General features: G+C 62.5%; 12 protein-coding genes. 6 read left to right on the forward strand and 6 right to left on the reverse strand.

What is annotated here, in order from left to right:
• Nucleotides 1-36 precede the first annotated feature (36 nt).
• Nucleotides 37-900 carry a glutamate racemase gene (locus tag B3H86_RS13570; protein WP_292054856.1) on the forward strand — a complete coding sequence of 288 codons (864 nt, stop codon included), beginning with the start codon at nt 37-39 and terminating at the stop codon, nt 898-900.
• Nucleotide 901: 1 nt separating this feature from the next.
• On the opposite strand, the gene B3H86_RS13575 is transcribed toward B3H86_RS13570, so the two are convergent.
• Nucleotides 902-1,369 carry an S-type pyocin family protein gene (locus B3H86_RS13575; RefSeq protein ID WP_292054893.1) on the reverse strand — a complete coding sequence of 156 codons (468 nt, stop codon included), beginning with the start codon at nt 1,367-1,369 and terminating at the stop codon, nt 902-904.
• 159 nt (nt 1,370-1,528) lie between these two features.
• Here B3H86_RS13575 and coaBC point away from each other — a divergent pair, with 159 nt between their 5' ends.
• From coaBC to B3H86_RS13590, 3 genes are read left to right on the forward strand one after another with little or no spacing between them, the layout of a single operon-like run.
• Nucleotides 1,529-2,767, forward strand: coding sequence for a bifunctional phosphopantothenoylcysteine decarboxylase/phosphopantothenate--cysteine ligase CoaBC (coaBC, locus tag B3H86_RS13580; RefSeq protein WP_292054857.1), 1,239 nt, complete (start codon nt 1,529-1,531; stop codon nt 2,765-2,767).
• Nucleotides 2,764-3,213, forward strand: coding sequence for a dUTP diphosphatase (gene dut / locus B3H86_RS13585; RefSeq protein WP_292054859.1), 450 nt, complete (start codon nt 2,764-2,766; stop codon nt 3,211-3,213). Before coaBC ends, dut begins: the two co-directional genes overlap by 4 nt.
• A gap of 40 nt (nt 3,214-3,253) precedes the next feature.
• Nucleotides 3,254-3,661, forward strand: a complete 408-nt coding sequence (locus tag B3H86_RS13590; RefSeq protein WP_292054862.1) for a BLUF domain-containing protein — start codon at nt 3,254-3,256, stop codon at nt 3,659-3,661.
• Here B3H86_RS13590 and B3H86_RS13595 read toward each other — a convergent pair whose 3' ends face one another.
• From B3H86_RS13595 to dnaK, 4 genes are all read right to left on the reverse strand, one after another.
• The gene (locus tag B3H86_RS13595) at nt 3,662-4,573 is read right to left on the reverse strand and encodes a DMT family transporter (protein WP_292054864.1); all 912 of its coding nucleotides are present in this window, start codon (nt 4,571-4,573) and stop codon (nt 3,662-3,664) included.
• A gap of 11 nt (nt 4,574-4,584) precedes the next feature.
• Nucleotides 4,585-5,334 (reverse strand): 4-hydroxy-tetrahydrodipicolinate reductase, encoded by a 750-nt coding sequence (gene dapB / locus B3H86_RS13600; protein WP_292054865.1) that lies wholly within the window; start codon nt 5,332-5,334, stop codon nt 4,585-4,587.
• Entirely contained in the window at nt 5,331-6,542 is a 1,212-nt protein-coding gene (gene dnaJ, locus B3H86_RS13605; protein ID WP_292054868.1) for a molecular chaperone DnaJ, read from the reverse strand. The genes dapB and dnaJ overlap by 4 nt, the downstream gene beginning before the upstream one ends.
• 256 nt (nt 6,543-6,798) lie before the next feature.
• The gene (dnaK, locus tag B3H86_RS13610; protein WP_292054870.1) at nt 6,799-8,697 is read right to left on the reverse strand and encodes a molecular chaperone DnaK; all 1,899 of its coding nucleotides are present in this window, start codon (nt 8,695-8,697) and stop codon (nt 6,799-6,801) included.
• Between the two features lie 302 nt (nt 8,698-8,999).
• On the opposite strand from dnaK, the gene B3H86_RS13615 reads away from it, so the two are divergent.
• Both B3H86_RS13615 and B3H86_RS13620 read left to right on the forward strand, forming a co-directional pair.
• Complete coding sequence (locus B3H86_RS13615; protein ID WP_292054872.1) at nt 9,000-9,665, forward strand: alpha-ketoglutarate-dependent dioxygenase AlkB family protein; 666 nt, start codon at nt 9,000-9,002, stop codon at nt 9,663-9,665.
• A 39-nt stretch (nt 9,666-9,704) separates the two neighbouring features.
• Nucleotides 9,705-10,613, forward strand: coding sequence for a dienelactone hydrolase family protein (locus B3H86_RS13620; RefSeq protein ID WP_292054874.1), 909 nt, complete (start codon nt 9,705-9,707; stop codon nt 10,611-10,613).
• 58 nt (nt 10,614-10,671) lie between these two features.
• On the opposite strand, the gene grpE is transcribed toward B3H86_RS13620, so the two are convergent.
• Nucleotides 10,672-10,953 (reverse strand): nucleotide exchange factor GrpE (gene grpE / locus B3H86_RS13625; protein WP_292054876.1); only part of this gene is annotated, 282 nt, incomplete at its 5' end.

Raw genomic sequence — 10,953 nt, forward strand, 5'->3', positions numbered from 1 at the left:
TGGACGGCGAAAGCCTTGAGGTCTAAAGGCCGCACTATGGCGATAGGCGTTTTTGACTCAGGCGTGGGTGGATTGACGGTCCACCGTGAACTCGTTTCGCGATTTGCGGAGCGGGATTTCATCTATTTGGGCGACCAGGCCCATGCCCCCTATGGCGGTCGCGGCGGCGAGGAAATCGTCGAACTGACCCGCAAGGGCTGCGAGACCCTGTTCCGTGCAGGAGCCTCTCTGGTGGTGCTGGCGTGCAATACCGCCTCGGCCATCGCGCTGCGCCGCCTGCAACAGACGTGGATCCCGGGCCTGCGTGAGGAACTGGGCCGTCAGGTCAATGTGCTGGGCATCATCGTGCCGACCATCGAGGCCGCTACCGGCCTGCCATGGTCCTATGAGGCCGAGCGCGACGGGCGTCTGGAAGGCGAGAAGAAAGAAGCCATCGACATCACCGGCATCTTCTGTACCGCCGCCACGGCCATGAGCCGCGTCTACGAGATCGAGATCGACAAGCGCCGCACCGACCTCGCCGTCTTTACCGAGCCCTGCCCCGGTCTTGCCGGTCTGATCGAACTGGGCGCGCCGGAAGAAGAATTGCGCGTCGTGGTACGCGACCATGTGGATTCCCTACGCCGCCGCATCGGCCGCCATCCGGACAAGGCCATCCTGGGCTGTACCCACTACGAGATCGTGGCCAACCTGTTCGAAGAGGCCCTGCCCGAAGGTGTCCAGGTCATCAGCCAGCCGACCGCCGTGGCCGACAGCCTGGAACGCTATTTCGAGCGCCACCCCGAATATGATCTGGGGAACAGTGGACGCCGCACCTTCCTGACCACCGGCCAGCCCGGCCCGCAATCGGACCTGATCGCACAGTTCTGGGGCGCGCCGCTGACCTTCGAGGCCGCCTGAACTAGCGGCCGAAACTGCCCGCTGTCGCCTTTTGGCGCTCCCAATAGTCCGCACCGTTCGACGGTTTGAACATGGTGCGGACCACGCCGCGTTTATCGACGACGGCAAAGGTGTTGGTGCGCGCCTGATAGATCAGGGTGTCGCCGTTCGGGCGGCTGATCTTTTCGGCATCTGCAGGGGGCGAGCGCGTAAAGCTTTTCGCCTTTTCCAGATAATCTTCGGCACTGGTTGCGCCGAAGTCGGCCCCGTTGCGCTCATATAGACGGATGGCCTTTGCGCCCGCCGTCTCGCGACGGTTCGAGGTCAGGATCACCGCCGACTGCGCGGGGGCTTCAGAGGGGGCGGCGACCTGCTGGAGCGGTGCGGCGACCTCATCCTGGACCGCAGCATAGGGCACAGTCTTGGCGGGTTCGTCCCTTTCACGCGTCTCGACCGCAGAGCCGCCGTTTCCACAAGCCGACAAGCCCACCAACAAAAGGGCGGCTACGCTCGCCCCGCAAAAACCGCGCATACCGCACCCCTGAACATATCAACGTTATTCTTAATAGTTCAGCTTCGCCCTTTATGGCAACGCTGGCGTGAACATGCTGTCTCGACGCGGTCATGATGGGCGTCTACACACAGCATTATGAGCATTCCGTCCCTTTCCGGCCGTCGCGTACTGCTGATCATTGGCGGGGGTATCGCCGCCTATAAGGCACTGGAGCTGGTGCGACTGATCCGTAAATCAGGTGGCGAGGTCATGACCTTGCTGACCAAGTCAGGCGCAGAGTTTGTCACACCCATGTCGCTGGCGGCGCTCAGCGGGCATCCCGTGCGCGAAAACCTGTTCATGCCCGAAAACGAGACAGCGATGGGTCATATCGAACTGTCGCGCTGGGCCGATCTTGTCGTGGTGGCGCCCGCAACCGCCGGACTGATCGCCAAGGCCGCCAATGGCATGGCCGATGATCTGGCCTCTACGACCCTGTTGGCAACCGACAAGAAAACGCTGTGGGCTCCGGCCATGAATGTGCGGATGTGGGAACATCCGGCGGTAAAGGCCAATGTCGAAAAACTGAAAGCGTTCAGCGGCTTTCATCGCGGGGCCTTCGTCGGTCCTGACGAGGGGGAAATGGCGTGTGGCGAATACGGCTTTGGCCGCATGGCCGAACCCGCCGCCATTCTGGATGCGATTGTCCGCGAGCTGGACACCGCCAGACCGCTTGCGGGCAAGAAGGCCGTGATCACAGCAGGTCCGACCTTCGAGGCGATTGATCCGGTGCGAGGCCTCACCAACCGCTCCAGCGGCAAGCAGGGCTATGCCGTGGCCGCGGCCCTGTCAGAGCTGGGGGCAGAGGTGACTTTGGTATCCGGTCCGGTCTTCCTTGACCCTCCCGCAAACGTTCGCCGCATTCCCGTAGAGGCCGCCAGCGAAATGCTGTCTGCGGTCGAGAGCGTACTGAAATCCGCCCCGGTCGACATTGCCGTCATGAGCGCGGCCGTTGCTGACTGGCGTGTGGACGGCATCGCAACCGGCAAGATCAAAAAGACCCCCGGCGGCGGCCCGCCGTCCCTGCACCTTATCGAAAATCCAGACATTCTGGCCGCCGTTTCAAAGTCCGGTCCGACGCGACCCACACTGGTTGTCGGCTTTGCGGCCGAGACATCCGATCTTGAAGACAACGCCAGGGCCAAACTGTCACGCAAGGGCTGTGACTGGATCGTCGGAAACGATGTCAGGACCGATGTTTTCGGCTCCGACGCCAATTCAGTCACCCTGTTCACGCGCGATGGCAGCGAAAGCTGGCCGCGTCAGTCAAAAACCGAAATCGCCAAGCATTTGGCCCACCGCATTGTCGAATTTTTCGAGGCAAACACTCTATGAGCATCCTGCGTATCCTGCCCCTGCCCCACGCCGAAGGTCTGGCGCTTCCGGCCTATGAGACGCCGGGTTCGGCAGGAATGGATCTTCGTGCCGCCATTGGCGAGGATGAGGTCCTGACGCTGGAACCGGGTGCTCGGACCTTGGTACCGACGGGCCTGAAGATCGCTCTCGAACCCGGTTTTGAGGCACAAGTGCGGCCACGTTCAGGTTTGGCCCTCAAACACGGCATCACCACATTGAATTCGCCCGGCACCATCGACAGCGATTACCGTGGAGAACTGGGCGTCATCTTGATCAACCACGGACAGGTACCTTTTGAGATACGTCGTGGAGAAAGAATTGCTCAAATGGTCATTGCCCGCCATGAGCAGTGCAAGATTATTGTTACGCAGGCCCTTGACGACACCATCCGTGGCGAGGGAGGGTTCGGATCAACGGGTAAGTAAAAGGAAGGTCGGCTCACGCTGACCTCGGGTGGTGGGCGTAATGAATGATCTGGACTGTCTGGTTTACATCAGTCGATGTCGGCTCTCGGCTAGCGAACTGCCATCTGCCCTCGATGACATCGTCACCGTTGCCCGATACAGAAATGCCGAAGCCAAAATCACGGGCATCCTGACCGTTCAGGACGGCTTTTTTATTCAGTTGCTGGAGGGCGCGCCCGCTGCCCTCGACCTGCTGATGATCCATCTTCATTTCGATGAGCGGCACGAGGACATCCGCGTCATCGCCCGTCAGCGCGTGCATTCCAAACATGCGCTGGACTGGTCCATGATTGCGCCTCCGGCCGATCACCCGCTGGGGCGCGACCTGTCCGCCATGCTGGAAAATCCGCCACAGACCGTGACGCCCTGGCGTCAGGTCCTTCTGCAAATGGTCAACGAGGTCGCCTGATCAGACGCTGGCGTTGGCGCTGGGAGGAGTGATCTCGCGCCGACGCACCCGCTCGCGCCATGCGGTATAAAGGCCGCTGGCTGCGATCAGCGATGCCCCCGCCAAAGTGGCTGCTGTCGGTATATCCGACATCAGCCACCAGCCCAGCAGAACCGCTCCCACCATCTGCAGATAGTCGAGCGGGGCCAGTGTGGATACCGGCGCATGGCGCAGGGAATTGGTCATCAACATCTGCGCAAAGCCGCCCGCCAGGCCGCCTGCCGCAAGTATGCCCATGACCGCCAGAGTGTGCGTATGCCCGTTGAACAGGGCCACGGTGCCGCCAGCCACGGCGCAGGCGACGAAGAACCAGAAGACAATCGAGGTCGCGCTCTCGGTCTTGCCAAGCTGGCGCAGGGTCACGGTGACCGATGCAGCCACAAACGCACCGGCCAGCGCGAACATAAGGCCGACCAGCGGTGGCGCGCCCGTAGCGCCAGGACGGACCACCACCATAACGCCGACAAAACCGATCAGAATGGCGACCCAGCGGTGCAGGCCCACCTTTTCCTTCAGAAACACGATGGAAAGCAGGGTCGCAAAGATAGGGGCCGTAAAGCCTATGGTCGTGGCATCGGCCAAGGCGAGGTGTTTGATGCCCTCGAAGATCAGGAAGATGCCCGAGACCCCCAGCGCACAGCGCCAAAGGTGTACGAAAGGCCGCTTGGTCTTGATGGCATCCAGCCCCTGCTTCTGGCTGGCAATCCAAAGCAGCACGACCGGAAGCCCGAACAGGGCCCGATAGAAGACCATTTCACTGGCCGCGACCGGTTCCAGTGTCGCGGCCCATTTCATCAGGCCGAAGCTCAGCGAGAAACACAGGGCCGATACAGCCCGTAGGGTGACGCCGTAGCTGGAACCGGATCTGGTCATACCACCGGGCCTCAGGCCTGACGGAAGCCGAGTACGTCCTGCATGTCGTAAAGGCCGGGTCGGCGGTTGCGCACCCATGCCGCGGCAGCGACAGCGCCCTTGGCGAACAGGCTGCGGTCGATGGCCGAGTGCGACAGGCTCAGCACCTCGTCCTCGGACGCGAACATGACGGTGTGCTCGCCGATGATGCCACCGCCACGGATGGTGGAGAAGCCGATCTTGCCGCTTTCGCGCGGGCCCTGCACGCCGTCATAGGGCGCGGTACGCAGGTCCGACAGATCGGCGCGGCGACCGTCGGCAGCGGCCTCGCCCAGCATCAGGGCCGTGCCCGAGGGACTGTCGACCTTGCGGCGGTGGTGGGCCTCGGTGATCTCGATGTCCCAATCCGTGCCATCCAGACGCTGGGCCGCGTTACGGACCAGACCGATCAGCATGTTCACGCCCAGCGAGAAGTTGCCGCTTTTGACGATGGCGACATTATCGGCAGCCCGCTCGATCTCGGCTTCCTGTTCTTCGTTCAGCCCCGTGGAGCCTATGACCAGCGCCGGACCACCGGCCTCGGCACAGGCCTTGGCCAGCGCCACCGAAGCCTCGGGCGTCGAGAAGTCGATGATCACATCGCACAGCTTCAGATCGACCGTGTCGCCACGGTCGAAACGGGCCGCGACCACAACGTCAGAACGCGCGTCCAGAACATTGGACACAGCCCGGCCCATACGGCCTCGATAACCGGAAATACCGGCGTGGAAAATTTCGCTCACGCAGCGTCTTCTTTCGAACCGTCTGTTTCGGCACCCATGATATCGGCCCAGAAGCGTTTGGCCTTTCCAGCAAAGCTGGTGTTGCGGGGTGTCTGCTTCTCGCCCAGAGAAGCTGCCAACTCTTGCAGAAGTTCTTTCTGGCGGGAAGTCAGATCGGTCGGCGTTTCCACGAACAATTCCACCACCAGATCGCCGCGCGTACGGCCATTCAGGTGTGGCATGCCCTTGCCCTTGATCCGGACAGTACGGCCCGTTTGCGAACCGGCAGGGACATCGACCGCCTGCCTGCACGCGCCATCACAGGCCGTCGAGACAAGGCAGGGCGCATCCACAACACCACCCAGAGCCGCCACCGTCATCGGGACCGGCACCGTGACCAGCAGATCGAGATTGTCACGCTCGAACAGTTCGTGAGGCGTGACGGACAGGAATACGTAAAGATCGCCGCGCGGACCGCCGCGCTGTCCGGCCTCGCCCTCGCCCGTCAGGCGGATGCGCGAGCCGTCATCGACACCTGCCGGAATCTTGAGCGACAGGCGACGGGTCTTGCGGACCTGGCCCTGACCACGGCACTCGGGGCACGGATCGGAAATCGTCTCGCCCGAGCCACCGCATCGCGGGCAGGTGCGTTCAACCTGGAAAAAGCCGTTGGCCTGACGCACGCGGCCCGCGCCGCCGCAGGTCGAGCAGATGTCGGGCCTGCTGCCGGCCTTGGCCCCCGAGCCTTCGCACGGCTCGCAGGTCATCATGGTGGGGATGGAGATTTCGACCTCGGCGCCCTGATAGGCCTGCTCGAGGGTGATCTCCATGTCATAGCGCAGGTCCGAGCCACGGCGCGGACCGTGGTTGGCGCGGCCGCCACGACCGCCGCCCATACCGAAGGCATCGCCAAAGGCGTCGCCAAAGACCTGGCTGAAGATGTCGTTGATGTCGTGGAAGCCCTGGCCGCCCTGACCGAACGGATTGCCGCCAGCGGCACCACCGTTGACGCCTGCATGGCCATAGCGGTCATAGGCGGCGCGCTTGTCCGCGTCGGACAGGACCGAATAGGCTTCGGAAATCTCTTTGAACTTGGCGACGGACTCTTCGGAGCCGCCGTTGCGGTCAGGGTGGTGCTGCATCGCCAGTTTGCGATACGCACTCTTAAGGCCAGCGTCATCGATCGACCGCTCTACCCCGAGGATTTCGTAATAGTCACGTTGCGCCATCTGGCGTTCGTCCTCTTACCTTCGCGCCGCTCCGCGGGCCTTGTCGTCCGGCCCGTCAGTATGCGGATTGATCCGACAAAGATTGGGTGCCGGATCGAATGATGCAAGCTCAAGCTGCCACCACAGAACCCGCAGGCGCAATGGCAACCCGATATGCCCCTGGTTCTCCCACCGGAAGCAACGGGGACACTTATTGAGAAAGGCCCCGCCTACCTTCCGGCAAGCGGGGCCAATCCATTACTCAAGCCCCGAGCGATCAGGACTTCTTGTCGGCGTCGTCCGAGACTTCCTCGAACTCGGCATCGACCACGCCGTCGTCAGCCGGTTGTTCGGCTGCACCGGCGTCGCCCTGTTGGGCGGCGTACATGGCTTCACCCAGCTTCATCGAGGCTTGGGCCAGGGCGTTGGTCTTTTCACGGATGGCTTCCGGATCGGTGCCGTCCTTGGCCGACTTCAGCTCGTCGATGGCGGTCTGGATGGCGGTCTTTTCAGCTTCGCCAACCTTGTCGCCATGCTCCGACAGGGCCTTTTCGGTCGAGTGGATCAAGGCATCAGCCGAGTTCACGGCTTCGACCAGTTCCTTGCGGGCCTTGTCCGCCGCAGCATTGGCTTCGGCTTCCTTGACCATCTTCTCGATGTCGTCATCCGACAGGCCACCGTTGGCCTGAATGCGGATCGAGTGCTCCTTGTTCGTCGCCTTGTCCTTGGCCGTGACGTGCACGATGCCGTTGGCGTCGATATCGAAGGCGACCTCGATCTGCGGCATGCCGCGCGGTGCCGGCGGAATGCCCATCAGGTCGAACTGGCCGAGCAGCTTGTTGTCCGCAGCCATCGGGCGCTCACCTTGGAACACGCGGATGGTCACAGCCGACTGGTTGTCCTCGGCGGTCGAGAAGACCTGGGCCTTCTTGGTCGGGATGGTGGTGTTGCGCTCGATCAGCGGGGTGAACACACCGCCCAGGGTCTCGATGCCGAGGGTCAGCGGGGTCACGTCCAGCAGCAGCACGTCCTTGACGTCGCCCTGCAGAACGCCAGCCTGAACGGCAGCGCCCAGAGCCACGACTTCGTCAGGGTTCACACCCTTGTGCGGTTCCTTGCCGAAGTATTTCTTCACGGCTTCCTGAACCGCAGGCATGCGGGTCATACCACCGACCAGAACCACTTCGTCGATGTCCGAAGCCTTCAGGCCAGCATCGGCCAGAGCCTTCTTGCACGGCTCGATGGTGCGGGCGATCAGGTCTTCGACCAGAGCTTCCAGCTTGGCGCGCGACAGCTTGATGTTCAGGTGCAGCGGGCCCGAAGCGTTCATGGTGATGAACGGCAGGTTGACCTCGTACTGGGTGGTCGAGGACAGTTCCTTCTTGGCCTTTTCGGCCTCTTCCTTCAGGCGCTGCAGGGCCAGCTTGTCCTGACGCAGGTCAACGCCCTGCTCCTTCTTGAACTCGTCGGCGAGGTAGTCGACCAGACGCAGGTCGAAGTCCTCACCACCGAGGAAGGTGTCGCCGTTGGTCGACTTCACTTCGAACACGCCGTCGCCGATCTCGAGGATCGAGACGTCGAAGGTACCACCGCCGAGGTCGTAAACGGCGATCTTCTGACCGTCGTTCTTGTCGAGGCCATAGGCCAGAGCAGCAGCGGTCGGCTCGTTGATGATACGCAGGACTTCAAGGCCAGCGATCTTGCCGGCGTCCTTGGTGGCCTGACGCTGGGCGTCGTTGAAGTAAGCCGGAACCGTGATGACGGCCTGGGTGACGGTTTCACCCAGATAAGCCTCGGCGGCTTCCTTCATCTTGGTCAGGGTGTAGGCCGAAACCTGTTGCGGCGAGTAGTCCTTGCCGTGGGCCTTGACCCAGGCGTCGCCGTTCGGGCCCTTGGTGATTTCGAAGGGCACCATGCCCTTGTCCTTGGCCACCACCGGATCGTCGAAATTGCGGCCGATCAGGCGCTTGATCGCGAAGAAGGTGTTGGACGGGTTGGTGACAGCCTGACGCTTGGCGGGTTGACCCACCAGGACCTCACCGCCGTCCTGGATCGCGACCACCGACGGGGTGGTGCGAGCGCCTTCGGCGTTTTCGATGACCTTGGGGTTGGTGCCGTCCATGACGGCGACGCACGAGTTGGTGGTGCCGAGGTCGATGCCGATAATTTTGGCCATGGCCTTGTCTATTTCACTCCTTGCGGCGGGCGATGCGGCGGCCTTCAAAAGCGCCGCGCTTGACCGCCCCCAGTTGGGCTCGAGACGCCTCTCCGGCAAGGCCGGATCAGCAGGTTAATTCGGATTGGCCTGTACGGCGTGGAACCACGACCGGATACTGACCGTTCGCTGTCGGATATGGGAAAGTCCCTAGCGGCTGCAAGGGCTTGATGGGCAATGAATCGGTTTTATGTCGATGCAGCGTCAATTCCAGCCCCTCCAGGATCGACCTGGCCGCCTTTCACCGCCACTCTCTAGTGGCAATGAGTGAAGATACCGTCTCCAAACTGACCCTGCCGCCGCCGCTGAGCACCGGGCTTGAAGGGTTTGCGGTCTGGCCCGGTCTGCTGGACGAAGCGCTCCAGCGCCGGTTGGTGGACGACATCCGTGACGTGGTGAAACAGGCCCCGCTCTATCGACCCGTCACACCCGCAGGGCGTCCGTTCTCGGTGCGCATGACCAACTGCGGTCCGCTGGGGTGGGTTTCGGACAGAAACGGCTACAGATATCAGCCACATCACCCGCAGACCAGCAGGCCCTGGCCAGCGTTTCCGCCTCTGCTGGATACCATATGGCAGCTGGTGTCAGGCTTCGATGGCCCTGCGGACGCCTGTCTCGTGAACTTCTATGATGCCGATGCCCGCATGGGATTGCATCAGGACAAGGACGAACAGGATTTTTCCGCACCCGTCGTTTCGATCTCTTTGGGTGACACAGCCGTATTCCGTTTCGGCTCGGCCGAGGGTGGTCCAACCCGTTCAGTCAAGCTAGCCTCGGGTGATGTCTGCATCCTGTCGGGGCCGGCGCGGCTGGCACGGCATGGCATTGACAGAATACTGCCCGGTACGTCCCGCCTTCTGGCATCCGGAGGGCGGATCAATCTGACTTTACGTCGTGCCATCGGGCCGATGGACGCCATAAAGTCTTAATGTTTCACATGAAACGCCCAGCGACGAGGAAGTAGACGAATGCCAAGCATCACGACGCCCGAAGGGCTTTCGCCGGACCAGACGACCCCGACCCGACGCACCCTGGGCAAGATGGCGGTGGGCGGTGCGGCCTTTGCCGCCTATGCTCCCGCCGCGCTCTCTCAGGAAGCCACGCCGATCATCACCTCCGCTGAGGGACTGGAAGCGGGTGAAGTCACCTATCCCGCACCTGATGGATTCCAGCTGCCCGCCTATATGGCGCGCCCCAAGGGTAACGGCCCCTATCCTGTCGTGATCGTGGCCTCGGAGATTTTCGGTGTTCACGAATACATCCGCGATGTCTGCCGCCGCCTGGCCCGTCAGGGATATCTCGCGATTGCTCCGGCCTTCTTCGTGCGGGAAGCCGATCCGGCACCGCTGACGGATTTCCAGCAGATCATCGCCATCGTGAACAAGGCGAGTTACGCGCAGGTCATGGGCGACATTGCCGCCTCTATCGACTGGGCCAAAAGCCAGCCGTACGCTGATGCCGACCGCTTGGGCATCACCGGCTTCTGCTGGGGCGGCAAGGTTGTGTGGCAGGCCTGCGCCGATCCCTCGCTGAACTTCCGGGCCGGTGTGGCGTGGTATGGTCGCCTCGCCCCTGCCGCCAATGCAACGCCCGAACAGATCGAGGCCGGAAAGCCGTGGCCGATCGAACTGGCCGCCGCCCTGCCCGTGCCCGTCATCGGCCTATACGGCGATCAAGACAGCGGCATTCCCAACGACAGTGTCGCCGCGATGAATGCAGCTCTGAGCGCGGCCGATCACACCGACAGCCACATCACCCTGTTCGAAGGGGCACAGCACGGTTTCCACGCCGACTACCGCCCCATGTATCACCCGCAACATGCCGCCGAGGGTGAGCGCCGGATGTTCGAGCATTTCGCCAAATTCGTAAAAGCCTGACCAAAGAAAAACCCGCCGTCCATCAGGACGGCGGGTTTGTTCCGGGACAGAAGGCCGATCAGGCCTTTTCGTCGATATTCTCGCCCGTGCGCGGGGCCTCGGCATAGGCACCGCCCGCTGCCGGACCCGAGCCCTTGGCCGCCACGACGACCATGGCCGCGCGGACCGTACGGTCGAACAGCGAATAGCCCGGCTGCAGGGTCTGGATGACCTGACCGCCGTGCACCGTATCGGACGGCTGTTCCATCATGGCCTGATGGAAGTTGGGGTCGAACGGCTCGCCCGCTTCGGGCGCGACCTTCTTCAGGCCGTTGGCTTCAAAGGCCGACAGCAGCGACTT

Source organism: Brevundimonas sp. UBA5866, from assembly GCF_002432125.1.
GTDB lineage: Bacteria > Pseudomonadota > Alphaproteobacteria > Caulobacterales > Caulobacteraceae > Brevundimonas.